At 70.3% G+C, this 24,876-nt stretch carries 21 protein-coding genes; 7 read left to right on the forward strand and 14 right to left on the reverse strand.

All coding sequences use genetic code 11. The annotated features are described in order from the left end of the window. Positions 1 to 60 precede the first annotated feature (60 nt). The gene (locus tag ACWD68_RS08395) at positions 61 to 954 is read left to right on the forward strand and encodes an endonuclease/exonuclease/phosphatase family protein (protein WP_451805682.1); all 894 of its coding nucleotides are present in this window, start codon (positions 61 to 63) and stop codon (positions 952 to 954) included. A 73-nt stretch (positions 955 to 1,027) separates the two neighbouring features. Here the strand turns inward: ACWD68_RS08395 and ACWD68_RS08400 are convergent, their stop codons facing one another. The 4 genes from ACWD68_RS08400 to ACWD68_RS08415 all read right to left on the reverse strand — a co-directional run bounded on the left by ACWD68_RS08400 (position 1,028) and on the right by ACWD68_RS08415 (position 4,256). Continuing rightward, entirely contained in the window at positions 1,028 to 1,990 is a 963-nt protein-coding gene (locus ACWD68_RS08400) for an electron transfer flavoprotein subunit alpha/FixB family protein (protein WP_451805683.1), read from the reverse strand. 96 nt (positions 1,991 to 2,086) lie between these two features. Then, complete coding sequence (locus ACWD68_RS08405; RefSeq protein WP_451805684.1) at positions 2,087 to 2,872, reverse strand: electron transfer flavoprotein subunit beta/FixA family protein; 786 nt, start codon at positions 2,870 to 2,872, stop codon at positions 2,087 to 2,089. A 218-nt stretch (positions 2,873 to 3,090) separates the two neighbouring features. Beyond that, on the reverse strand, positions 3,091 to 3,600 hold the full coding sequence (locus ACWD68_RS08410) for a flavin reductase family protein (RefSeq protein ID WP_451805685.1): 510 nt from the start codon (positions 3,598 to 3,600) through the stop codon (positions 3,091 to 3,093). Positions 3,601 to 3,842: 242 nt separating this feature from the next. Beyond that, complete coding sequence (locus ACWD68_RS08415) at positions 3,843 to 4,256, reverse strand: TlpA family protein disulfide reductase (protein ID WP_451805686.1); 414 nt, start codon at positions 4,254 to 4,256, stop codon at positions 3,843 to 3,845. A 75-nt stretch (positions 4,257 to 4,331) separates the two neighbouring features. On the opposite strand from ACWD68_RS08415, the gene ACWD68_RS08420 reads away from it, so the two are divergent. Together ACWD68_RS08420 and ACWD68_RS08425 are read left to right on the forward strand one after the other, a co-directional pair. Continuing rightward, a complete protein-coding gene (locus ACWD68_RS08420; RefSeq protein WP_451805687.1) occupies positions 4,332 to 4,748 on the forward strand; it encodes a DUF4395 domain-containing protein in 417 nt (138 codons plus the stop codon). A gap of 186 nt (positions 4,749 to 4,934) precedes the next feature. Beyond that, positions 4,935 to 5,663 carry a lysophospholipid acyltransferase family protein gene (locus ACWD68_RS08425; protein WP_451805688.1) on the forward strand — a complete coding sequence of 243 codons (729 nt, stop codon included), beginning with the start codon at positions 4,935 to 4,937 and terminating at the stop codon, positions 5,661 to 5,663. 33 nt (positions 5,664 to 5,696) lie between these two features. On the opposite strand, the gene ACWD68_RS08430 is transcribed toward ACWD68_RS08425, so the two are convergent. The 6 genes from ACWD68_RS08430 to ACWD68_RS08455 form a co-directional block, all read right to left on the reverse strand. Beyond that, complete coding sequence (locus ACWD68_RS08430) at positions 5,697 to 6,389, reverse strand: B3/B4 domain-containing protein (protein ID WP_451805689.1); 693 nt, start codon at positions 6,387 to 6,389, stop codon at positions 5,697 to 5,699. 13 nt (positions 6,390 to 6,402) lie between these two features. Then, positions 6,403 to 6,975, reverse strand: a complete 573-nt coding sequence (locus ACWD68_RS08435; protein WP_451805690.1) for a transglutaminase domain-containing protein — start codon at positions 6,973 to 6,975, stop codon at positions 6,403 to 6,405. Positions 6,976 to 7,076: 101 nt separating this feature from the next. Continuing rightward, complete coding sequence (locus ACWD68_RS08440) at positions 7,077 to 8,150, reverse strand: threonine aldolase family protein (protein ID WP_451805691.1); 1,074 nt, start codon at positions 8,148 to 8,150, stop codon at positions 7,077 to 7,079. Next, entirely contained in the window at positions 8,147 to 8,902 is a 756-nt protein-coding gene (locus ACWD68_RS08445; RefSeq protein WP_266765571.1) for an SDR family NAD(P)-dependent oxidoreductase, read from the reverse strand. Before ACWD68_RS08445 ends, ACWD68_RS08440 begins: the two co-directional genes overlap by 4 nt. Positions 8,903 to 8,943: 41 nt before the next feature. Beyond that, the gene (locus tag ACWD68_RS08450; RefSeq protein WP_451805692.1) at positions 8,944 to 10,341 is read right to left on the reverse strand and encodes a DUF6421 family protein; all 1,398 of its coding nucleotides are present in this window, start codon (positions 10,339 to 10,341) and stop codon (positions 8,944 to 8,946) included. Further along, entirely contained in the window at positions 10,338 to 11,429 is a 1,092-nt protein-coding gene (locus ACWD68_RS08455) for an alpha/beta hydrolase (RefSeq protein WP_451805693.1), read from the reverse strand. The genes ACWD68_RS08450 and ACWD68_RS08455 overlap by 4 nt, the downstream gene beginning before the upstream one ends. A 257-nt stretch (positions 11,430 to 11,686) precedes the next feature. Between ACWD68_RS08455 and ACWD68_RS08460 the strand changes: the two genes are divergently transcribed. Then, positions 11,687 to 12,370: a glycerophosphodiester phosphodiesterase gene (locus tag ACWD68_RS08460; RefSeq protein ID WP_451805694.1), complete on the forward strand. Its 684-nt coding sequence runs from the start codon at positions 11,687 to 11,689 to the stop codon at positions 12,368 to 12,370. A gap of 177 nt (positions 12,371 to 12,547) precedes the next feature. On the opposite strand, the gene ACWD68_RS08465 is transcribed toward ACWD68_RS08460, so the two are convergent. Next, complete coding sequence (locus tag ACWD68_RS08465; RefSeq protein WP_451805695.1) at positions 12,548 to 13,096, reverse strand: GNAT family N-acetyltransferase; 549 nt, start codon at positions 13,094 to 13,096, stop codon at positions 12,548 to 12,550. Positions 13,097 to 13,166: 70 nt separating this feature from the next. On the opposite strand from ACWD68_RS08465, the gene ACWD68_RS08470 reads away from it, so the two are divergent. The 3 genes from ACWD68_RS08470 to ACWD68_RS08480 all read left to right on the forward strand — a co-directional run bounded on the left by ACWD68_RS08470 (position 13,167) and on the right by ACWD68_RS08480 (position 17,373). Then, positions 13,167 to 13,553: a VOC family protein gene (locus tag ACWD68_RS08470; protein ID WP_451805696.1), complete on the forward strand. Its 387-nt coding sequence runs from the start codon at positions 13,167 to 13,169 to the stop codon at positions 13,551 to 13,553. A gap of 270 nt (positions 13,554 to 13,823) precedes the next feature. Further along, positions 13,824 to 16,916, forward strand: coding sequence for a BTAD domain-containing putative transcriptional regulator (locus ACWD68_RS08475; protein ID WP_451805697.1), 3,093 nt, complete (start codon positions 13,824 to 13,826; stop codon positions 16,914 to 16,916). Positions 16,917 to 17,211: 295 nt separating this feature from the next. Continuing rightward, positions 17,212 to 17,373, forward strand: a complete 162-nt coding sequence (locus ACWD68_RS08480) for a hypothetical protein (protein ID WP_451805698.1) — start codon at positions 17,212 to 17,214, stop codon at positions 17,371 to 17,373. Positions 17,374 to 17,473: 100 nt separating this feature from the next. Here ACWD68_RS08480 and ACWD68_RS08485 read toward each other — a convergent pair whose 3' ends face one another. The 3 genes from ACWD68_RS08485 to ACWD68_RS08495 form a co-directional block, all read right to left on the reverse strand. Continuing rightward, a complete protein-coding gene (locus tag ACWD68_RS08485; RefSeq protein ID WP_451805699.1) occupies positions 17,474 to 19,330 on the reverse strand; it encodes a BTAD domain-containing putative transcriptional regulator in 1,857 nt (618 codons plus the stop codon). A 195-nt stretch (positions 19,331 to 19,525) separates the two neighbouring features. Further along, positions 19,526 to 22,543: a non-ribosomal peptide synthetase gene (locus ACWD68_RS08490; protein WP_451805700.1), complete on the reverse strand. Its 3,018-nt coding sequence runs from the start codon at positions 22,541 to 22,543 to the stop codon at positions 19,526 to 19,528. Then, a partial coding sequence (locus ACWD68_RS08495; RefSeq protein ID WP_451805701.1) for a condensation domain-containing protein occupies positions 22,540 to 24,876 on the reverse strand: 2,337 nt, incomplete at its 5' end. The genes ACWD68_RS08495 and ACWD68_RS08490, both read right to left, overlap by 4 nt.

The raw sequence follows: 24,876 nt of genomic DNA on the forward strand, positions 1-24,876 counted from the left end.
CGCCTTCTTCCCCTCCGGTGATGCCCACCCCCATCCTGACTCGCGACAGAAGGAGCACGCGTGCCCGTTTCCAGCAGAGTGACCCGACGCGTGGGGCTCGGCGCCGTGGTGGCCGCCGCGCTCGCCATGCCCCTGCTCACCACGGCGCTGGCCTCCGCCACTTGGCGCGCCCGCCCCCGCCTGGACGTCATGACCTTCAACCTGCGTTACGCGAGCACCGCCGAGCCCAACAGCTGGGCGGTGCGCCGTCCGGTGATGCGCGAGCTGCTGCGCGGCGAGACGCCGCACGTCCTCGCGACCCAGGAGGGCCTTTACCAGCAACTGCTCGACATCGAGTCGGATCTCGCACCGCACTACGAGTGGATCGGCACCGGACGTGAGGGCGGCAGCCGCGACGAGTCCGTCGCGATCTTCTACGACACGCGCCGCCTGGCTCCGGTCGGACACGACACCTTCTGGCTCTCCGACACGCCCGGAAAGATCGGCTCGAAGACCTGGGGCAATACGCTTCCCCGCATCGCCACCTGGGTGCGTTTCCGCGATCTGCGGGACGGCGGGCGGGAGTTCCACGTCCTCAACACGCACCTGGACCACGCGAGGCAGTACGCGCGTACGCGGGGCGCCTCACTCATCGCCGAGAGGATCGCGGAGTTCGACGCGTCCCTGCCGTGTCTGGTGACCGGCGACTTCAACGCGGCGGCGCACGGGAACGCGGCCTACGACATCCTGCTGGGTGCCGGACTCGCCGACACCTGGGACACGGCGGCCGCGCGGAGCAGGCTCTACGCGACCTTCCACGGCTACCGACCGCTGACGCCGGACGGCGAACGCATCGACTGGATCCTCGCCACGCCGGGCGTCACCACGCACCGGGCGTCGATCAGCACCTTCTCGCGGAACGGCCAGTTCCCGAGCGACCATCTGCCCGTGCAGGCCTCACTGACCCTGGGATGAACCCGGGCCCGGGACGAACGAAGGCCCCCGTGACCGGTGCGCGGTCACGGGGGCCTCGTACGGCACTGAGCGATCAGCCCTTGCGGGTCTTGATCTCCTCGGTGAGCTGCGGGACGACCTCGAAGAGGTCGCCGACCACGCCGTAGTCGACCAGGTCGAAGATCGGCGCCTCGGAGTCCTTGTTGATCGCCACGATCGTCTTCGACGTCTGCATACCGGCGCGGTGCTGGATGGCGCCGGAGATGCCGGAGGCGATGTAGAGCTGCGGCGAGACGGACTTACCGGTCTGGCCGACCTGGTTGGTGTGCGGGTACCAGCCGGCGTCGACCGCGGCACGCGAGGCACCCACGGCGGCACCGAGCGAGTCGGCGAGACCCTCGATGATCGAGAAGTTCTCGGCACCGTTGACGCCACGGCCGCCGGAGACGACGATCGCGGCCTCGGTCAGCTCGGGGCGGCCGGTCGACTCACGCGGCGTGCGGGCGGTGACCTTGGTGCCGGTGGCCTTCTCGGAGAACGAGACCGCGAGGGCCTCGACGGCGCCGGCGGCCGGGGCGGCCTCCACGGCGGCCGAGTTCGGCTTGACCGTGATGACCGGGGTGCCCTTGGAGATGCGGGACTTGGTGGTGAAGGAGGCGGCGAACGCGGACTGCGTGGCCACCGGACCCTCGTCACCGGCCTCCAGGTCGGTGGCGTCGGTGATGATGCCCGAGCCGATGCGGACCGCGAGGCGGGCCGCGATCTCCTTGCCCTCGGGGGAGGACGGGACGAGCACGGCGGCCGGCGAGACGGCGTCGTACGCGGCCTGGAGCGCGTCCACCTTCGGCACGACGAGGTAGTCGGCGTACTCGGCCGCGTCGTGCGTGAGGACCTTCACCGCGCCGTGCTCGGCGAGCGCGGCGGCGGTGTTCTCGGCACCGGAGCCGAGGGCGACGGCGACGGGCTCGCCGATGCGGCGGGCCAGCGTCAGCAGTTCAAGGGTGGGCTTGCGGACGGCACCGTCCACGTGGTCGACATAGACGAGAACTTCAGCCATGGGAATGCTCCTGCGGATTGCGAAGTCTGAGGGGCGGTAAGCGGGGTGGGCCTTGGCCGCTGCAACGGTCCGGGGGCGAGCCCGGACCCTCGGCGACTAGATGAACTTCTGGCCCGCGAGGAACTCGGCGAGCTGCTTGCCGCCCTCGCCCTCGTCCTTGACGATCGTGCCTGCGGTGCGCGCCGGACGCTGAGCGGCGGAGTCGACCTTGGTCCAGGCACCCTCGAGACCGACCTCGTCCGCCTCGATCTCCAGGTCCTCCAGGTCCCAGGACTCCACCGGCTTCTTCTTGGCGGCCATGATGCCCTTGAAGGACGGGTAACGCGCCTCGCCCGACTGGTCGGTCACCGACACGACCGCGGGGAGGGAGGCCTCGAGCTGCTCGGAGGCGGTGTCGCCGTCACGACGGCCCTTGACCACGCCGTCCTCGACGGAGACCTCGGAGAGCAGGGTGACCTGCGGGACACCGAGGCGCTCGGCCAGCAGCGCCGGGACGATGCCCGCGGTGCCGTCCGTGGAGGCCATGCCGGAGATGACCAGGTCGTAGCCGGCCTTCTCGATCGCCTTGGCCAGCACCAGGGAGGTGCCGATGGCGTCGGTGCCGTGCAGGTCGTCGTCCTCGACGTGGATGGCCTTGTCGGCGCCCATGGACAGCGCCTTGCGCAGCGCGTCCTTGGCGTCCTCGGGCCCGACGGTCAGCACGGTGATCTCGGCGTCGTCCGCTTCATCGGCGATCTGCAGCGCCTGCTCGACGGCGTACTCGTCGAGTTCGGACAGCAGACCGTCCACGTCGTCACGGTCGACGGTCAGGTCATCGGCGAAGTGCCGGTCGCCAGTGGCGTCGGGCACGTACTTCACAGTGACAACGATCCTCAAGCTCACGCCGGCTCTCCTACTGCATCGTCATTTCTGGGCTGCCTTCTTTCAGGCAGCATAGGCGCCTGAAGCGGCCGATCCCGGTCGGGGCGGCCCGCGCTCCGAACGAAATATTACTCGTCAGTACACCCACTGGACGCCCACTAAGCAAGCGCTTTGGAATGTGACCTTCGCAACGCTGTGTAACCGGCGAGTAGAACCGGCGAGTAGCCCGGCCTGCGACTTCAGTCGCGCAGGCCGCTGAAACGCCCCTGGTGATAGAGGAGCGGGCGGCCCGCACCCGTCGGATCACCCTGCACGACCTCCGCGAGGACGATGCGGTGATCTCCCGCCGGTACCCGCGCCACGACGCGGCACACCAGCCAGGCGAGGACGTCGTCGAGTACGGGAACTCCCTCGGGCCCATTGCTCCAACGGGTGGGTGAGCCGAACCGGTCGGCGCCGCTGCGGGCGAAGGTGGCGGCCAGCTCCCGCTGGTGTTCGCCGAGCACATGGACGCCGACATGGTCGGCCTCGGATATCGCGGGCCAGCTGGAGGCACCGGTGCCGATACCGAACGAGACGACCGGGGGCTCGGCCGAGACCGAGGTGAGCGAGGTGGCGGTGAACCCGACGGGACCCCGGGCGCCGGAGGCGGTGATCACGGCGACACCGGCGGCGTGCCGCCGGAACACGGAGCGCAGCAGATCCGGGGAGGCGGGCCGAGGAGTGCCGAGGCGGGGCGTGGCCGTCATGGAGATGTCCTTCTGCGAGGGCCGACGTGGGCGTCCCCCGTCACGGGCGGAGCCGAGTACGGGGAGTGGTCCTTGGCTGCTCAACAGCCCGGACAGCGCGCACTCGTGGTGCGGGCCTGGTCCACGTGGACGAGCTCGGGGAGAAGGAGTTCCGGGAACATACGGTCAGGCTGACGAGAGGTGACGGGCGCAGTCAAGGGCGTACTGGCATATGGGAGATGCCTCACCATGATCGCCACAGGTCACACGGCCTCTCCGAGCGCGGCCACGACATCCGCCTTGCGCGGCTGCCCCGTGGCCCGCCGTACGATCCGTCCGTCCGCGTCGAGCACGAGCACCGTGGGTGTCTTGAGGATGCCCAGTTCGCGTACGAGGTCCAGGCGGTCCTCGGCGTCGATCTCCACGTGGGACACGCCGGGGACCATGCCGGCCACCTCGCCGAGCACCCGCCGGGTCGCCCGGCAGGGGGCGCAGAAGGCGCTGGAGAACTGCACGAGCGTGGCCCGTTCACCGAGCCCCTCCCCGAGTTCCGCCGCGCCGAGCCGCTTTCCGCCATCGCGTCCGCGCACTCTCACCCTCCCGCTCCGCCACCGGTGCAGCACCCCGAAGAGGCTCGCCGCCGCGAGCACCACCACGCACACCACAAGTCCGTTCATCACATGCACAAGCATTCATGAGACCGCAAAGATTCCCGGGTCCACGCATGGCTTCCCATGCGGAATGCTTGATTCATGGACATCGATGCGAGAGGGCCGCGGTTCGGTGCGGCCGTGACGACGGTCGTACTGGCGGTGACGTTGATCACCGGGAGCGTCTGGCTGCTGGCGTGGCAGACGCTGGCGTTCGCGCTGGGCGCAGCGGGCGGGGTGGCGCGGTCGCCCTATGGCTGGCTGTACAAGAAGGCCGTACGGCCGCGGCTCGGGCCGCCGACGGAGCTCGAGCCGCCGCAGCCGCCGCAGTTCGCGCAGGCGGTCGGGCTCGCCTTCGCGGTGGTGGCGCTGATCGGCTGGACCGCGGGCCCGCAGTGGCTGGGGTCCGTGGCAACCGGGTGCGCCCTCGCGGCGGCGTTTCTCAATGCGGTGTTCGGGTACTGCCTCGGGTGTGAGATGTACCTGTTCGTGCGTCGCGTGACAGTACGCGCTGAGTAAAGGCGGGTTAAAACTCCGAGGTGGATCAAGGGGGCGACGTGACGAGGATCTCGCCGTTCTCCGGCACCAGGACTGGCCCCCCGTCCGTTCTTCGGGCACGATCTGCGCAATGCCGTAAACCTACGGCTGCGTAACTTTCCCGCCGGGAGACCCCTTCCCAGGCAGAGAGAAGGGTCCACCCCGTCCATGGCAGAGCTTGTCTACCGTCCCGTCGTCGGCCTCGCCCAGACGCTCTTCAAGGCGTGGGACCTCAAGATCGACTGCAAGGGGTCGGAGAACATTCCGCGCTCGGGCGGCGCCGTGCTGGTCAGTAACCACATCAGTTATCTGGACTTCATCTTCGACGGCCTGGCGGCCCTTCCGCAGAAGCGCCTGGTGCGTTTCATGGCGAAGGAGTCGGTCTTCCGGCACAAGATCTCCGGTCCGTTGATGCGGGGCATGAAGCACATCCCCGTGGACCGCCAGCAGGGCGAGACCGCCTACCAGCACGCGCTGGACTCGCTGCGTTCCGGTGAGATCGTCGGCGTCTTCCCCGAGGCGACCATCTCGCAGTCCTTCACGCTGAAGAGCTTCAAGTCGGGTGCGGCGCGCATGGCCCAGGAGGCCGGCGTCCCGCTGATCCCCATGGCCCTGTGGGGCACGCAGCGGCTGTGGACCAAGGGCCACCCGAAGAACTTCAAGCGCAGCCACACGCCGATCACGATCCGGGTCGGCGAGCCGGTGGAGGCCCCGCAGGACCAGTACGCGGGGGCCATCACGCGACGTCTGCGCGAGCGTGTCCAGGAGTTGCTCGAGGCGGCGCAGCGCGCCTATCCCGTTCGCCCCAAGGGGCAGGACGACACCTGGTGGATGCCCGCCCACCTCGGCGGCACCGCGCCGACCCCCGAACAGGTGCGCGCCGCCGAGGCGCGCTGATCCCTCGCCTACGGCGCCTCGCGCGCCCAGTCGTCATTCCGGGGCGTGGACGGTGATCCGCGCCCCGGGACTGAACTTCTGGAGCAGCTCGGCGAGTTCGGCGCCCGCTGCCTCGACGTCGGCGACCGGCATCGGGGCCAGGCTCTCCAGCAGGAAGACCGCCGCGGTGGATTCCTCCGTGAGCCGGGTGCGCGGTCCCTGGCGCCAGTTCCAGCGGCGGCAGGTGACGCCGGTGTCGTCGCGCCACACCACTTCGCCCGCGTCGGGGTGTTCGACGACCTCTTCACCGCCGGCGACGGTCACGAAGTCCTCGTCGCCCGTGGCGCGCACCAGGCGCATCGCACCCCGGATGTGATCGGTGTCCTCGCCGCCGACCGGGATCAGGTGGGCCACACTGATCGCGTTGTAGACGTCCACGAGGACGTTGATCCGCGGCAGACCCGCCTCCGAGAGCGCCCGCTTGGCCAGCGCCTCCGCGGAGTTGCGGGTGCGTGACGGCTTGGAGCCGAACGCCGTGTAGATCTCGCGCCAGGCCGCCATGTGCGGGTCCTCGTGCGGAGCCCGCCCGGCCAGCCGTCCGGCCAGCCGCCGGGCGGCGTCGTCCAGGAGGGCCGAAGTCCCCTCCGTGCTGGGTCCGTTGACCAGCCCGTCCGCCTCGACGGCGACATGGGTGAATCCGGGCGCGAGGGTGCGCACCTCGTCGGACACGGTGAGTGTGAGCGTCATCGTCTGCCTCGCCTCAGAGTGCGGTGGGGAGCGTCCGCCACAGGGACAACCGGTCAGGGGCGGCCTTCAGGACGCTGAGCACGGCCGGGTGAGGTTCAGCGTACAACACCGGGTAGTCCAACTCATTGGACTTGAGGTCGGGTGCGAAGGCCAGCCGCTCACCGTCGAGGGAGAACTGGGCGTCCACGCCGGGCTTGTTGCCACGGGGGTCCTGCCGGTGCCAGGCACCGCGGAAGCGTACGGCGACGAGCCCGTGCACCTCGTCGAACTTCTGGTAGCAGAACGCGGTGGGGATGTCCTCGGCCCGCAGGAGCGCGGCCAGCGCGTGGGCCTTGGCGTAACAGATGCCGGTGCGCCGCTCCAGCACGTCGGAGGCGCGCCAGGTGACCCGCAGATCACCGGAGTCGCGCGAGTGCGGGATGGTGTCGCGCACGAACTCGAACGCCGAGCGTGCATAGGCATACGAGTCGACGGCTCCCTCCGCGAGCCGTGCGGCCGTCTCGCGGACCAGCGGATGATGATGGTCGACCACCTCGTCGGCGGCCAAATACGCGGACAGGTCACTGGTTTCCTGGATCAGCTCCATGCCCGTAGAGCATAGGAATGCGATCACCCGAGAGTCAATGACTTTTCAGATGACCGCATACCTATGCATCTCTGCGCGTTGCGCGCGTGTCCGGAGGGCCCCTACTGCTGGGCCATCTCCTCCTTGAGCGCGGCCACGAACCCGTCGACGTCGTCCTCGGTCGTGTCGAAGGAGCACATCCAGCGGACGTCGCCGGCAGGCTCGTCCCAGAAGTAGAAGCGGTAGCGCTTCTGCAGCCGCTCGCTCACATCGTGCGGCAGCCGGGCGAAGACCGCGTTGGCCTGGACCGGGTGGAGGATCTCCACTCCGTGCACGGCGCGTACGCCCTCGGCCAGCCGCTGTGCCATCTCGTTGGCGTGCCGGGCGTTGCGCAGCCACAGGTCCTTGGCGAGCAGCGCCTCCAGCTGCACCGAGACGAAGCGCATCTTGGAGGCGAGCTGCATCGACAGCTTGCGCAGATGCTTCATGTGGCTGACGGCGTCCTGGTTGAGGACGACGACCGCCTCGCCGAACAGCGCGCCGTTCTTGGTGCCGCCCAGCGACAGGATGTCGACGCCGACCGCGTCGGTGAAAGTCCGCATGGGGACGTCCAGGGAGGCGGCCGCGTTGGATATCCGGGCCCCGTCCAGATGCACCTTCATGCCGTGCGCGTGGGCGTGGTCGCAGATCGCGCGGATCTCGCCGGGTGTGTAGAGCGTGCCCAGTTCGGTGCTCTGGGTGATCGAGACGACCTGCGGCATCGCACGGTGCTCGTCGTCCCAGCCGAACGCCTGCCGGTCGATCAGGTCGGGCGTGAGCTTGCCGTCGGGCGTGGGCACCGTGAGCAGCTTGAGCCCTCCCATGCGCTCGGGAGCGCCGCCCTCGTCGACGTTGATGTGCGCGCTCTCCGCGCAGATCACCGCGCCCCAGCGGTCGGTGACCGCCTGGAGCGCGACCACGTTCGCGCCGGTGCCGTTGAAGACCGGGAAGGCCTCCGCGGTGGCACCGAAGTGACTGCGGATGATCCTCTGGAGGTTCTCCGTGTAGGCGTCCTCGCCGTACGCGACCTGGTGCCCGCCGTTGGCCAGGGCCAGGGCGGCGAGCACCTCGGGGTGGGTCCCCGCGTAGTTGTCGCTGGCGAAGCCGCGGACGGCTGGGTCGTGATGACGCCGGGCGTCGGTCTTCGGAGGATTCACGGCTTCTCGGTCAGCCACAGACGCTTTCCGTTCACTTCACCGGCGGGCCGGTCCCAGACGTCGACGATGGACTCGGCCAGTTCCTTGACGTCCGTGAAGCCCGCGAACTTCGCGTTCGGTCGCTCGGCGCGCATCGCGTCGTGCACCAACGCCTTCACCACCAGGATGGCAGCGGCGGACGTCGGGCCCTCCGCGCCCTCGGCGTTCCCGGCCTTGCGGAAGTAGTCCGCCATGGCCAGTGTCCACGCCTCGGCCGCGGCCTTGGCCGCGGAGTAGGCGGCGTTCCCCGCGGTGGGGTTGCTGGCGCCGGCCGCGCTGATCAGGACGTACCGGCCGCGTTCGCTGCTCTGCAGCGCCTCGTGGAAGGCGAGCGTGGTGTGCTGCACCGTGCGGATCAGCAGCAGTTCCAGCAGGTCCCAGTCGTCGAGAACCGTCTTGGTGAAGGTCTCGCTGCCGCGCCAGCCGCCGACGAGGTGGACGAGGCCGTCCACCTGGCCGAAGTCCTTCTGGATGCGCGCGGCCCAGTCGCGGGTCGACTGGAGGTCCAGCAGGTCGACGGTGTCGCCGACGACGGTGGAGCCGCCGTGCGCGTAGCGGGCCGCGTCCACGGCTTCCGCCAGCCGCTCCGCGTCGTTGTCCGCGCCGATGACGGTCGCGCCCGCCTCGGCGAGCCTGAGCAGTGCCGCCCGGCCGGCGGGTCCACCCGCGCCGGCCACCGCGATCACCGCACCGCTGAGAGCCCCGTTCCCCATGGTCTTCGCCTCCTGAGCAATGTTCTCGGTACCGCGGTCGGTCACGCGGCGATCCGCTCGGAGTCGGCCGCGGTGATGCCCTTGGTGGAGGCGATCACGTTCTTCAGCTTCTTGGAGAGCGCCTCATAGAACATGCTCAGGGGAAACTCGTCCGGAAGCACGTCGTCGACGAGCTTGCGCGGCGGCTGGGACAGGTCGAGGGCGTCCGGACCCTTGGCCCAGCGGGAGCCCGGGTGCGGGGCGAGGTAGGTGGAGACGAGCTCGTACGCCTTGAACCAGTGGACGAGCTTGGGGCGGTCGATGCCCGCCCGGTACAGGTCCTCGATCTCGGAGCACAGCTGGTTGGTGACCTGCGGGGCGCGCTGCCAGTCGATGTGCAGCTTGTTGTCGGTCCAGCGGACGACGTCGTGCTTGTGCAGGTAGGCGAAGAGCAGCTGGCCGCCGAGACCGTCGTAGTTGCGGACGCGGTCGCCGGTGACGGGGAAGCGGAACATCCGGTCGAAGAGCACGGCGTACTGCACGTCGCGGCCGTGCTCGTTGCCCTCGGACTCCAGCTTCACGGCCTCCTTGAAGGCGGTGAGGTCGCAGCGCAGCTCCTCCAGGCCGTACATCCAGAACGGCTGGCGCTGCTTGATCATGAACGGGTCGAACGGCAGGTCACCGTGGCTGTGGGTGCGGTCGTGGACCATGTCCCAGAGCACGAAGGCCTTCTCGCAGCGCTCCTGGTCGTGGACCATGGCGGCGATGTCCTCGGGCAGCTCGAGACCGAGGGTGTCCACGGCGGCGTCGGTGACGGCACGGAAGCGGGCGGCCTCGCGGTCGCAGAAGATGCCGCCCCAGGAGAAGCGCTCGGGCGCCTCGCGCACCGCGATCGTCTCCGGGAAGAGAACGGCCGAATTGGTGTCGTAACCCGCGGTGAAGTCCTCGAAAGTGATGCCGCAGAACAGCGGATTGTCGTAGCGGGTGCGCTCCAGTTCGGCCAGCCATTCGGGCCACACCATGCGCAGCACGACCGCTTCGAAGTTGCGGTCCGGGTTGCCGTTCTGCGTGTACATCGGGAAGACGACCAGGTGCTGGAGCCCGTCCTCACGGTGCGCGGCGGGCTGGAAGGCCAGCAGCGAGTCGAGGAAGTCGGGCACCTTGAAGCCGCCGTCGGCCCAGCCGCGCAGGTCCTTCACGAGCGCCTCGTGGTAGGCGACGTCGTGGGGCAGCAGCGGGGAGAGCCGCTCGATCGCGTCTATCGCACGGCGCACGGCCAGCTCGATGTCGGAGACGTCGGGGGCGGCGTCACCCTCGAAGTCGATGGAGCCGTCCTTGGACTGCCACGGCCGGATCTCCTCCACGGCAGCCTTGAGCACGGGCCATGCCGGGTGCTCCACCACCCTGGCCACGGGAGGAACCCGCTCCTCCGTACCCACCTGCACAAGAACTTCCGTCATGTCCCATCCTCCACAGGAAAACCTCGCGTATGAACACCGTATGTTTGCGAGGTTCCTTCCCGCAAGAGGGAACCCGGGAGATTGTCCTGCGCACCCACACCTTCACCGCTCTTTTTCCTGCCAGACACCGTCGCGGCAATGACATCCGCCACAGCCTGCTGGGCGGCGCGGGCGTCGGCGAGAAGCTCGGGAAAGCCGAAGAACCCGTGGAACATGCCCGGGTAGTGGATCTCCGTGACCCGTACTCCGGCTTCCCTCAGCCTGACGGCGTACGCGTGGCCCTCGTCACAGAGGGGATCGAAGCCCGCGGTCACGACCTGGGCGGGCGGCAGACCGTGCGGATCGGCCAGGAGGGGCGAGGCGTACGGGTGCGCGCGGTCGCCCTCGGGACCGAAGTACTGCTCGACGAACCACCGGCCGTGCGTCGCCGTGAGGAAGTACGCGGGGCCGCCCGTGGAGGGCGCGCCGTCTCCCGGCCGCGCGTCCGTCGCCGGGTAGAGGAGCACCTGGAGCGCGAGTGCCGGGCCGCCCCGGTCGCGGGCGACGAGCGCGGCGACGGCCGCGAGGTTGCCGCCCGCGCTGTCGCCCGCGACGACCAACGCATCCTGATCCGCGCCCAGTTCGCCGATGTGTTCGGCGGCCCAGCACAGTGCGGCGTAGGCGTCGTCGACGGCCGCGGGGAAGCGTGCCTCCGGGGCGAGCCGGTAGCCGACCGACACGACGGCCGCACCGGCGTCCCGGCACAGGGCCCGCGCGACGGGGTCGTGCGTGTCCAGTCCGCCGATGACCCAGCCGCCTCCGTGGAAGAAGACCACGGTGGGGCGGGGAGAGACGGCCGGCTCGGCTCCGGCCGCCGGAGCCGGAGTGGGCAGATAGACGCGTACGGGGATGTCCGGCGCTCCCTCGGGGCCGGGTATCGCCCGGTTCTCGACCGAGCCGACCGCCGGCGGCTCGAAGGGCCACGCGGGTGCGGCGGCGAGGATGCGGCGGGCCTCGGCCGCTTCGGTCACGGCGCCGCCGATGTCCGGGAAGTGGACCTTGATGGCGTCGATGAGAGCGAGAACGTCGGGCGCGGGTTCGTTCGGCATCGCGACACCTCTTCCGGAGCGGGCGGAGGGACTCGGCGAACGGGCTGGAACGGCCCGTCCGGCGACGCGGGGCATGTCTCCCCCGTTCCGCCCCCTCCGACACGCCCCGTGCCCCGAGTGAGCCCGACACTCCCATTGACCCGCGTAGGAACGGGTACATCGCACAGTCAGGCCATTAGGCTGCGGCCTTGCCGCGTGGACGCCCCCGTCGGAACCACGCGCGAGCCGAGCCGCCGTCGACGGAAGCGAGTCGAATCTTGAACTTCCTCACCATCGGTCATCGCGGAGTGATGGGTGTCGAGCCCGAGAACACCCTCCGTTCCTTCGTCGCCGCCCAGAACGCGGGCCTCGACCTGATCGAACTCGATCTGCATCTGAGCAAGGACGGCGCCCTCGTCGTCATGCACGACTCCGACGTGGACCGTACGACCGACGGCTCGGGGCCGATCGTCGAGAAGACGCTCGCGGAGCTGCGCGCGCTGGACGCGGGGCGCGGTGAGCGCGTCCCCGTCTTCGAAGAGGTTCTGGAAGCCGTCAGGACACCGCTGCAGGCCGAGATCAAGGATGTCGCGGCGGCCAGGGCCCTCGCCGAGGTGATGCAGCGGCACGACCTGGTCGGACGGGTCGAGGTGTCGTCGTTCCACGACGAGGCGGTCGACGAGATCGCCCGGCTGGTGCCGGGCGTCCGTACCGCGCTGATCGCCAGCCGCTACGGCATCGATGTCGTGGACCGCGCCGTGGAGGTCGGCGCCGCGACCGTCTGTCTCAACATCCGCAGGCTGAGCCTGGAGGTCGTCGAAGCGGCCCGCAAGGCAGACCTACGGATCATCGGCTGGGTGGTGAACACCCAGGACCAGCTCCGGCTGGTGCGCGCCCTGGAGCTGGACGGCGCCACGACCGACTACCCCGAGATCAAGCGCACCGGCCGCTTCACGGCCTGACGGGGACGAGGCGGGCAGCGGCGGACAGGGGCCGCTCGGGCGTGACGGGCCCGAGCGGCCGGGCCGCTGACCGAGGGCGGCGGTCGGGCCGAGGGCGGCCGGTTCTCGCGTGATCGCGACACTCGGCGGGGCAGGATGCCCGACCGCCCCGGACGGCCTCCGCCGCGGTCGCCCGGATCAGACCTGGGCGAGCGGCTTGACCAGCAGCTCGAAGCGCAGGTCGTCCCGCTGCGGGATGCCGAAGCGCTCGTCGCCGTACGGGAAGGGCGTCATCCGTCCCGTACGGCGGTAGCCGCGCCGCTCGTACCAGGCGATGAGGTCCTCGCGTACGGAGATCACGGTCATGTGCATCTCCGTGACGCCCCACGCCTCACGGACCGTCCGCTCCGCCTCGGTGATGATCACCTTGCCGAGGCCGCCGCCCTGGAGCGCGGGACTGACCGCGAACATGCCGAAGTAGGCGTGGTCGCCGCGGTGCTCCAGCTGGCAGCAGGCGACGAGCGCGCCGTCCCGCTCCACGATGAGAAGCCGGCTGTCGGGCGCCTTCACGACGGCGAGCACCGCCTCGACGTCCGTCCGCTGCCCCTGGAGGATGTCCGCCTCCGTGGTCCAGCCGATCCGGCTGGAGTCCCCTCGGTACGCCGAGTCGATCAGCTCGACCAGGGCGTCCACATCGCTGTCGGTGGCGTCGCGGAAGGTCAGTCCGGTGGCGGCGGCGGTTTCCATGGGAGCGGTTCTCCATTCAGTGGCGCGGCTGGGCACGCCCGAGCGTAACCCTCCTCTAGGCTCCGGGTGCATGGTGCATGTACTGAGCAGCCGGACCCTTCTGCGCCCGACCGACCCGGAGCGCTCGCGTGCCTTCTACGGCGAGCAGCTCGGCCTGGACATCTACCGCGAGTTCGGTACGGGACCCGAACGCGGGACCGTGTACTTCCTCGGCGGCGGCTTCCTGGAAGTCGCCGGTCGGTCCGAGACGCCGCCCTCCCCCGCGCTGAAGCTGTGGCTCCAGGTCGCGGACGTGACGGCGGCCCACGAGGAACTGACGGCCGCCGGTGTCGAGGTGGCGCGTGGGCCGGTGCGCGAGCCGTGGGGGCTCATCGAGATGTGGATCGCCGACCCGGACGGAACCGAAATCGTGCTGGTCGAGATCCCGGCCGATCACCCCTTGCGCCACCGGCCCTGAAGGGCCCGGAGAAGTCCAGCCGATAGAACCGAACTCCGCCGGGGGAAGCTGAGACTTGTTCAGGAAATAACTTCCGCCCGGGTTATTGATCCGCAAACAGAATCCTTTACTCAACATCAACTCTACTGACGCGTATTCAGAAACAACCAAATCCGGCCCTTCCGCTGGAATTAACAATTCCACATCCCCGGGTGCATAGAATGGATCAACCATGGCCCGTCACGGGGCACCCGCGAGCTTCGGCAGGGACTTCGGAGCAGGGGAGGGCAAGTGGAGAAGCCGTTGCGCTTCAAGATTCTCGGTCCGCTGGGCGTACTCGCACACGATGTACAGGTGAAGGTGGGCGGGCCGCGCCATCGCACCATTCTGGCACTCTTGTTGCTCAATCCGGAGAGGACCGTATCTGTAGACAAACTGGTCGACGCGGTCTGGGGAGACCAACCGCCCGCCACGGCGCGCACCCAGGTTTCGATTTGCATAGCCGCCTTGCGCAAATCAATCAGGAAGGCTGGAATCGCCGGGGAAGTCATCGTCACCGCGCATCCGGGATATCTGCTGCGCGTCGGCGGTCATCAGCTCGACAACCTCGAATTCTCGGCGCTCGTCTCCCGGGCCGAACACGCCGTACAGGGGAAGCGGCTCGCCGACGCCGCCCGGCACTACTCCGAGGCACTGCGTCTGTGGCACGGCCCCGCACTCGCGGGGGTGACCGGAGCGGCGGTGGAGGACGAGGCGCGGCGGCTGGAGGAACTGCGCCTCAACACCTACGACGACGCGATCGCCGTAGAGCTCGAACTCGGCCATCACCAGAGAGTCATTCCGGAACTGGCCGCCACCGTCCGCGCACACCCCATGCGGGAGCGGACCCGGCACCACCTGATCACCGCGCAGTATCGTTCCGGCCGTCGCGCCGAGGCGCTGGAGACGTTCCGATTAGGGCGGCGGCTGTTCGTCAACGAACTCGGGCTCGAACCGGGCCCGGCTCTACGCGAGTTGCACGACGCGATCCTGCACGACGACGTCGTTCCCGCCGCCCGCGACCGGGAGCAGGCCGCCCCGGAGCACGAGCGGCCGCGCGACCCGGCGGCCAAGCCGTTCGAACTGCCGCCGGACGTCGCGGGGTTCACCGGTCGCACGGAGGAAATGACACTGCTGGACGCTCTGCTGGATCGCACGGAGGAGGTACGGGGGCCGACGGCCGGTCTCATCACCGGAGTCGGCGGCCTGGGCAAGACCTGCCTGGCCGTGCACTGGGCGCACAGCGTCGCCGGGCACTTCCCCGACGGTCACCTCTTCGCCGATCTGCGCGGCTACGACGAGAACCACGAACCGACCCCGGCCGGTGAGGTTCTCGGCCGGTTCCTGCGCGCGCTCGGTGCGCCCGCCGACCGCATACCCGTCGGCCTCGAGGAGCGGGCGGCGCTGTACCGCAGCATCCTGGCCGAACGGCGGGTCCTCGTGGTCCTCGACAATGTGCACTCCTACCCGCACATCGTGCCGCTGCTGCCCAGCAGCCCCGGCTGCTGCGTGCTGATCACCAGCCGGGAGCAGCTCGCCGAGCTCGTCGCCTGGCCACCGCGTTGCCGGGTGCAGCTGGGCCGCCTGACCGCACCCGAGGCGGTCGAGCTGCTCGGGCGGATCGTCGGCGAACGGCGTGTCGCGGACGACCCCGCGTCCGTCGCCCGGGTCGCCGAGCTCTGCGACCGGCTGCCGCTCGCCCTGAGGATCGCCGGAGCCCGGCTCGCCGCCAAACCGCACTGGACCGTGGCGCGGCTCGTCGCGCTGCTCAGTGACGAGCGGCGCAGGCTGGACGAGCTGAGCGAGGGCGAGTCACAGGTCAGAGCCGGTTTCGCGCTGAGCTATCGCCACCTGAGCGACGAGGCCGCCCGGCTCTACCGGCTGCTCGGCCTGCTGGAGATCCCCGACTTCGCGCCGTGGCTCGGCGCCGCGGTCCTGGACACGGACTCCGCGACGGCGGAGCGTCTCCTGGAGCAGCTGGTCGACGCGCAGTTCCTGGACGTCGCCGGTACCGACGCGACGGGCCGGCCGCGCTACCGCTTCCAGAACCTGCTCAGGCTGTACGCCCATGAGCGCGCCCACGACGAGGAGTCCGAGCCGCAGCGGCAGGCCGCGCGGGAACGGGTCTTCAGCGGTGCGCTGTCCCTGGCCGACCAGGCCCACCGGCGCTTCTACGGCGGTGACTTCAGCATCATCCACGGCACCGCCCCGCGCCGTCCGCTGCCCGCCGACGTGGCCGCCGATCTCGCGAACCGGCCCCTGAAGTGGCTGGAGGCGGAACGCCTCACCCTGTCCGCCGTGGTGGAACAGGCGGCGGAGCTGGGCCTGGACGAACTCGCCTGGGACCTCGCCATGTCCACGGTGGTGCTCTTCGAGACCCGGGACCACACCGACGACTGGCGCGCCTGCGCGGAGCACGCCCTGGCCGCGACGCGGGCCGCCGGGAACGTCCGGGGGCAGGGCGCGATGCTGCACATCCTGGGTGCCCTGGAGATGCGGCTGCGGCGTTTCCCGGAGGCCGACGAGAACTTCGCCGCCGCGCTGGCCCTGCACACCCGGGCCGGGGAGCGGCACGGCCGGGCGCTGGTGCTGCGCAGCATGGCGATGATCGACGAGATGCGCGGCGAACTGACGAGAGCGATGAGCCGCAGCACGGAGGCCCTCGAGGTGTTCCGAGCGGTGGGCGACCTCTCCTCGGAGGCCCACGTCCTCAACAACATGGCGCAGATCGAGCTCGACCGCGGCTGCGTCGACCGGGCGGCCGAACTGGCCCGCGAGTCCGTCCGGGTCGCCGAGGCCATCGGGGAGGGCGGCTCGCGCAGTCTCGCGCTCGCCACACACCGGCTGGGCCGGGTGCTGCTCGCCCAGGGGCGATTCGTCCGGGCCGAGGAGGCCCTGTTGCGCATGGTCCGGATCGTGCAGGACAACTCCGACACGCTGGGGCTCGCGCACGGGCTCCTCGCGCTCGGCGAGGTCCGGCTCGGGGCGGGCCGCTGGGAGCAGGCCCGGATGACCCTGACGCAGGCCCTCGACGCGGCGGAACAGGTCAGCAATCCGCTGGTGGAGGGGAGGATCAAGCTGATCCTGGGCGAGGCCTGCGCCAAGTGCGGTCACCGGGCCCGCGCCCTGCGCCATCTGACGGAGGCCCGGGACTGCTTCGCCCGGATCGATGTGAAGTCCTGGCTGGAACGGGTCGACGGTGCCCTGGACGCGCTGCGTCCGGAGAGCGCCTCATCGCAGGCGTCGGCATCGGCATCGGCATCGGCATCGGCATCGGCGGGCGATTTCCAGGACCGCGGAAGCGCGACACGCACCGCGGCCACGACGCCGGCACACCGGAACTGAGCCGGGGTACGCCCGAAGCGGGACCCGGACCGACATCCGCCGCGCGCCCCTGAGCACGATCCGGGCGGGGCGGGGCTCTGCGCGGGTCGGCGGGTCGGCGAGTCGGCGGTTTGTGCCGAACTGGAGGACGTCTGCGGCGGTGCCCGGTGCACCGGGGTGTCGGTGAGATGCGGGACGAAAGCGGATCGATAGGGGGCCGAAGCCCGGTGCCCCTAGTTTCGATTGCGAACGAGGGCGCCTGTGCCGAGCACCGCCACCCAGCGCACCCGCCACCGCCAACGAATGGGGAGTCGCCATGCAGAACACCTGGAGCGCGGCCGCGAGGCAGATAGTCACGGTCTGGATCATCGCGCTCTGCGCGCTCGGCGCGGCGGGACCTCTCGCCGGAGCCGCTACAAATGCCACCGGTCCGGCCAGTTCGACGGTCGTCGGCCTCGACGAAGAGGACTGGCACTGAGCAGCCCACCGTCGACAGACCGGTCCGGCCCCGCATCGGCGGAGCCGGACCTGTGTCGGCCCGGTTCAGGCCGTATCTCGAACCGTGAGCAGCGCTGTCCTCAGCTCGCCGCGGCGGACCTCTCCCGTTCGCGATGTGCATTCGCAAGAGACTCCGCGAAGAGCAGGACCAGCTCGTGGAAGCGGTACAGCGGCCGGCCCAGACGGTCGACCCCGCAGATGTCGAGCAGCGCGGCGTCCACCAGGTGTTCCAGACTCTCCTCGGCCGCGGACTCCGGCTCGGCCAGATGACGGGCGGCCCGCTGGGCGGGGAAGGGCTCAGTGCCGATCCCCGCGAGGCGGACGAGCGTGCGCCCGGCCTGTCCGGGCAGCTGCCGCAAGGAGGGAAGCAGTGAGCGACGTAACTCCAGCCCTCCGTACGAGAGTTCACGCAGCCGATGCTCGGGCTCCGCGAGCCGCGACGCCAGCCAGGAGACCGGCCAGTGCGACCTGGCTGCCAGCCGGCTGCCCGCGATGCGCACCGCGAGCGGCAGCCCCGCGCAGTAGGCGAGAACCGCGTTCGTGGCATCGGGTTCGGCGAGCAGCCTTCGCCGGCCGACGCCGGCCGCCAGCAGCTCGTACGAGGTGTCCCGCTCGAAGGGGGTGAGGACGGTGGTCCTCGCCTGGGTCACTCTGGTCAGCCTCGCCCGCCCCGTGATGAGGACGGCGGCCGCCGCCGACCCCGGCAGCAGCAGGTCCAGTTCCCGGCTGTCCACAGCGCCGTCGAGGACCACGAGCAGACGCCTGCCCGCCGTACGGGTCCGGTAGCGGCGGATCAGTTCGTCGATCCCGGCGCCGCGACCCGTGCCCTCGACCGGCGCCCCGAGAGCGTTGAGGAGGACCGTCAGGACCTCCTCCAGCCGCTTGGGGCGGCCGTCGGGGTGGGCGAGTTCGGCGAAGAGCTGACCGTCGGGGAAGTGTCCGGCGCTGCGGTGCGCGGCCCGTACCGCGAGCGCGGTCTTGCCGACGCCGGCCATGCCGGTCACCAGCAGGGCGCGCGGTCCGCCACCCTTGCGCGACTCGGCCAACTGCCCGCACAGAGCCGCCAGTTCCTCCTCGCGCCCGATGAAGTCCTCGATGTCCGGAGGAAGGGTGGCCGGGCTCGGCCCATAGGGGTCAGCGCTGTCCTCGTCGGCGTACGCGGCGGAGCCGACCGTCCGGAGCGGGGTGACGCTCCTGCTCCTGACACCGAGACTGCCGACGAGGACTGCCTGATAGGTGGCGCCGAGGGCCTCACCGGGCTCGATGCCCAGCTGCTCGTCGAGCACCTTGCGGCCCTCGTGGTAGGTGTGCAGCGCGTCGGCCTGCTGGCCGCAGCGGAAGAAGGCCGTCATCAGCTGGGCACGCAGCTTCTCGCGCAGAGGGAACTCGGCTACCAGGCCCGTGAGTTCGGCGGTGAGCTGCTCGTGCCGGCCGAGCTCCAGGTCGGCTTCGACGCGGCTCTCCAGGGCGTGCAGACGCAGTTCCTCGAGGCGGGCCAGTTCGGCGCCCGCCAAGTACTCCGTCACGTTGCCGAGCGCGGCGCCGTGCCACAGGCCGAGCGCCCGGCTCAGCAGGGTGCTGGCCTCCCGATGACGGCCGCGGCCGAGAGCCGTACGTCCCTCCCGGTCGAGCTGCTCGAACTCCAGGAGGTCGATCGTGCTGTGCGGCGCCCGCAGGACGTAACCCGGCGGGCGCCGGTCGATCTCGACGTCGGCGCCGAGCAGCTTGCGCAGGCGCGACATATAGGTGTAGATCTGCGCTCCCGCCGTGGCGGGCGGCTCCCACCCCCACAACATGGAACTCAGTCGATCGTCGGAGACGACGCGTCCCCGGGCGAGCAGCAGGCTCGCGAGGACCGTGTGCACCTTGGATCCGGACAGTGCGATTCTTACGCCACCCTTGCGGGCTTCCACCGGGCCGAGGACTTGGAAGTCCATTCGGCACCCCCCGTTCTGACATGTGCGGAACTTGACTCGGTGGAGAAGCTATGCAGGACCGTTATTCCTGCGTTATCCGTCGCCTTCTTTGGCTTGACGGCGCCTTGCGCCAGAACCTGTCCGGTCGATCACGGTGGAGGAGACCAACAGCGCCTCGTCGATGCTCTCCGCCGTGATCGATCGACTGGACACGCCCTACACGGAGATGATCCTTCCGAGAGCGGCGGCGACGGCCCGGTGGACCTCCTTGCCGTTGTCCGAGTTCGTCATCACGACGAGGCCGGTGCCGGACCGCAGCCGCACCGAGGAGAGCGCGCGGAATCCGGCGGTCTGGCCGCCGTGGCCGAATTCGGGCTCGCCCTGGGTGCCGTCGATCACGGTGCCCAATCCGTAGAAGCTGCCGGGAAAGGCCTCGGTGAGCATGACGCCCGCCAGACGTGCGGACAACAGGTCGCACAGGCCTCGGTGCGCGCGGCGCAGGGCCCCGGCGAAAACGGCCAGGTCGGCCGGTGTGGACCACAGACCGCTGCCCGCCCGCACCGGGCGCACCCGGTGGCCGCCCACGAGTTCACGCCCGTGCTGGTCGTGTCCCGTCGCCGCGTCCGGGCCGCCCGGTGCGCCGAAGGCGCTGTCCCGCATACCCAGCGGCTCGAAGACCAGCTCCTGGACGGCCTTGTCGAAGTCCTGGCCCGTGACATCGGCCACGACCTGCTCGACCACCGCCCACTGGGCACCGTCCTTGCGGAACAGGGAGCCGGGCTCGTGCTCCGCCCGGACCTGGTCCAGGATGCCGGAGAGGTCCGGCATCACCTCGTCGGGTCGCCACCAGGTGGCCTGAGAGCCCGCGAGACCCGAGGTGTTGGACAGACACTGGCGCAGCGTCACGGGCCGCCCGCCGGACGCCTTCGGCAGCGTACGGCTGATGAGGACGCCGTCAAGATCCCCGTCGAGGTCGAGCGCGCCGCGGTCGACGAGGCGCAGCGCGGCGTAGGCCGAGAGGTGCTTGCTGAGGGAGCCGGCCTGGAAGCGGGTGTGCAGGGTGACCGGTGCGCCCGTCCCGGTGGAGCGGATTCCGTGGCAGTGCACGCCGACGGGTTCGCCGTCGCGCAGCAGCGCGACGGCCGCGCCCGGGATCCGGTGCTGTGCCATGATCCGCTCGATCTCGGCCGGGGAGGGACCACTGCCGGCGCCGGTCGTCATCGTCGGTGTCTCTCCCCTTGTCGTTCCCGTCGCTTCGAGGGCCGTCGCGAGGTCCTCGATCGTTCCGTTGTCGAGGAGCATGCGCAAGGTAAGGGCGAGGCCTGCGCGACGGGCGGCCGCGAGGACATGGACGATCCGCATGGAATCGGCCCCGAGATCGGCCAGCCGGTCGCGAACACCCACGTCCGGGACGCCCAGCACCTCGGCACAGACGTCCGCCATCCGCTGCTCGGTCGGGGTGCGCGGTGCGACGTACGCCCCGTCGGCGACCAGCGCCGAACGGCCGGGGGCCGGGAGCGCCTTGCGGTCGATCTTGCCGGCCGCGTTCAGCGGGAGCTCGTCGAGCAGGACGAACGCCGCGGGCACCATGTACGAGGGGAGTTCCGCCGTCAGGCCCACGCGCAGCGTCTCCTGGTCCGTGGCCGAGGCGGGGTCGACGGCGACGTACGCTGCCAGCCACTTCTCCCCGCCCGGGTCCTCACGGACCACGACGACGGCGTCCCGCACACCCTCCCGGCCCAGCAACCGCTCCTCGATCTCGCCGAGTTCGATGCGGTAGCCGCGGATCTTCACCTGGTGGTCCTCGCGGCCCAGGTACTCCAGTTCGCCGTCCGCGCGATAGCGCGCCAGGTCACCGGTCCGGTACATGCGCGAGCCCGGCGCCCCGCCGAACGGCTCGGGCAGAAACCGCTCGGCGGTCAGGGCGGGCCGCCCCACATAGCCGCGGGCCACTCCGGTGCCGCCCACGTACAGTTCGCCGACCACACCCACCGGGACGGGCTGGAGCGCCGTGTCGAGCACGTAGGCCCGCATGTTGTGGATCGGGCGGCCGATCGGCACCGTGGCCACTCCCGCCTCGACCTCCCATCCGGTGGCCCAGATGGTCGTCTCGGTCGGCCCGTACAGGTCGACGAGCCGTTCCACATGTCCGTGCAACTCCCGTGCCAGGGGCGGCGGACAGGCCTCCCCCGTGGTGATGGCGGTGACGGTCCGGTGCTCGAACCCGGCGGCCCGCAACAGCTTCCAGCCCGCTGGGGTGGCCTGCACATGGGTGACCGCCCGGCCGTCGATCAGCTCCAGCAGCGCCCCGGAGTCACCCGTCTGCTCGTCACCGGCAAGGACGATCCTGCCGCCGGTGAGCAGCGGCAGATACAGCTCGGCCGCGGAGATGTCGAACGACAGCGAAGTCGCCGCCAACCAGATGTGATCGGGCCCGGACCGGAAGCGCTCCCGCATCGAGAAGAGGAGATTCAGGAGCGAACGGTGGGCGATCTGCACGCCTTTGGGCCGTCCGGTCGAGCCGGAGGTGAAGAGCGTGTAGGCGAGGCTGTGTTGCAGAATGTCCGGCGGCCCGTCCGCCGCCCCGAGGTCCGACTCGGGTGCCGTGTCCGGCTGTCCGGCGATCCCGTCCCGCTCCTCGTCCAGATCCAGGAGTACGCCGTCGAAGCGGCCGGAGGCGTCCGGACGCGGCCCGCCGGAAACCCGCTCGATGGAACTCGACTCGATGGAACGCGACTCGAAGGAACGCGACTCGGCTGAACCCGCGTCGATGGAACCCTGCTCGGTGGAACGCTGCTCCACGGAACCAGGCTCGACGGAACGCGGGGAAGCGCGTCGCGGGGAGTCGGGTCGTGGCCGGTCGGGGCCGGGCCCCAGGCGCTCCGCCAGGTCCCTCTCGGTCAGCACGAGCCGGGCGCCCGCCGCGCTGAGCATGTAGGCGAGGCGGTCGCGCGGGAGTGCCGGATCCAGCGGCAGGTGGGAACCGCCGGCCTTCCAGATGCCGAGGAGCACGGGCAGCAGGCCCCGGCGGCGGCGCAGCAGCACGCCCACCACGGACTCGGGGCCGACACCCGCCGCCCGCAGCCGGTGAGCGACACGGTTGGCCTGCCGGTCGAGTTCGCCGTACGTCAGGGTTCCGTCCACCGCCTCGACGGCCACGGTCTCCGGGCGGTCGGCGGCAACGTCCGCGAACACCTGGTGCACGCGGCGTGGTCCTTGTCGGGGATTGCTCATTCCCACTCCACCTCGGTGTCGTTCCAGTCCTCAAGGATCTGCGCGCGCTCCGCCTCCGGGACGACCGTCGCCCGAGCGTCGCCGCCCTGGCCCGCAGCCATGGCTTCGAGCACGACCCGGTACATTCCGGCGAGCCGCTCGGCGTTGGACCGGCTCAGCCCGGTGCTGATCGCCCGCAGGACGAGACGCCCCGGCACATTGGCGAGGGAGAGCGTGAACTCGTTCGAGCTGTCTCCGGCGCCGGCCTGCACGTCGACCGTTCCGGTGTCGACCTGATGGAAGTCCTGGTAGCGGAACATGACGTCGAACAGCCTTCGGCCGCCCGCGAGTCGCTGCACGGCCGGCAGCGGATGCCGCCGGCGTTCGTACACCTCGGCCTCCCGGTCGAAGACCTGGCGGACGAGCTCGCCCCAGGTCCGGGCGCCCCGCCGGTGGGCGAACGGCAGCGTGTTGAGATACATGCCGTACACCCGCTCCACGCCCGGGACCTCGGGCCTCGCGCTGTACAACACACCTGTCTGGAAGGCCTCTTCATGGGTGAGGGTGCTGAGCACCTTCAGATGCGCGGCAAGCAGAACGGCCTTGAACGAGGTGCCCGTCCCGGCCGCCAGCGCCCGCAGCCCCGGTTCGATGTCGCGGAACTCCACCGACAGCTTGAAGTCCTCGCGCGGCGTGCCGGGTTCGTCGCCCCAGTCGGCCGGCAGGCTCCACGGATGGTGCTCGTCGACGATCCGCTGCCAGTACGCGCGGTCCGCCCCGGAGTCCAGGGAGGCGAGTTCCGCCGCGATGAAGTCCGCGTACCGCACGGCCACGGGCTCCGGCTCCACGGGCTCCTCCCCCCTCCCGTAAGCGTGGTAGAGACCGAGCACCTCCATCAGAAGGGACTGCTGACTCCAGCCCTCCGTGATGGCGTGGCAGTGGGTGAATCCGAGATGCCAGGCCTCGTCCGACTCGACGAGCGCGGAAATCCTCAGCAGCGGCGCCCTCTTGAGATCGAACAGGTCACCGCGCTCCTGGGAGATGTGCCGACGGCGCCCCTCCTCGAACTCCTCGGCGGTGCCACCCCGCAGATCACGTACGACCACGGGCGCCTCGGCCGCCGCGTGGACCAGTTGCAGCGGCACCTCGAAGTCCTCCAACTCGATGGAGGTCCGCAGCATCTCGTGCCGGCCGACGACCGCACGCGCGGCACGCGCGAGCGCGTCCCGGTCGAAGGGCCGCCCGTCCTTGATCCGGAAGGTCGAGGTGTTGTGGTACTTGTTCAGGCCGTCGTCGGCGAGCATCTCCAGCACCATCCCGAGTTGCACCTGCGAGAGCGGGTAGGCATCGACGACGTCCTCGGGCAGCGTGTCCCGCACCCGAGCGGGGATCAGGGCGAAGGGCTCCACGGCGGAGGGTGCCTCTTCCGGCGTGTCGGCCGGTGCTCCGAGCGCGGCCGCGAGTCCGGCCACGGTCCGGTGCCGGAACACATCGCTCACCGCTGCCTCGAAGCCCTCGGCGCGCAGGGCTCCCACCAGGGCGATCGCCTTGATGGAGTGGCCTCCGAGGTCGAAGAAGTTGTCCGCCACCCCGACCTTGTCCAGGCCGAGCACCCGGCCCCAGACCTCGGCGATCGTCTCCTCGCTCTCGCTGCGCGGCGCGATGTACGTGTCCGCGGCGATGGCCTCCGGGTCGGGGAGAGCGCGCCGGTCGAGCTTGCCGTTGGCCGTCAGCGGAATCCGGTCCAGCTCCACGAACGCGGACGGGACCATGTACTCGGGGAGCGTGCCGCTCAGCCACTCCGCCAGCTCCTCCGGGTCACCCCCGACGACGTAGGCGACCAGGCGCTGATCGGCGGTCACGATCACCGCCGCGTCGGACACCACCGGATGAGCGGTCAACGCGGCCCGGATCTCACCGAGTTCGATCCGATAGCCGCGCACCTTCACCTGATCATCGATCCGGCCCAGGAACTCCACCGCACCATCCGCACGCCAACGAGCCAGATCCCCGGTCCGATACAGCCGCGTGCCGGCCTCGCCATAGGGGTCGGGCAGGAAACGCTGAGCCGTCCGCACAGGATCACCGGTATAGCCACGGGCCACTCCAGAGCCGCCGACGTACAACTCCCCCACCACACCGACCGGGACGGGCTGCTGTCGTGCGTCGAGCACACGCATGGCCATGTTGGGCAAGGGCCGGCCGATGGGCACAACGCCGTCGTGCTCGCCCTCGATCGGGAAGACACACGTACCGACGGTCGCCTCGGTCGGACCGTACTCATTGACCAACCGACCATCACCGAGCAACAAGCGCCAACGCTCCACCAGCGCACCCGGCAACGCCTCACCCGC

The sequence above is a fragment of the Streptomyces sp. NPDC005141 genome (assembly GCF_053599975.1).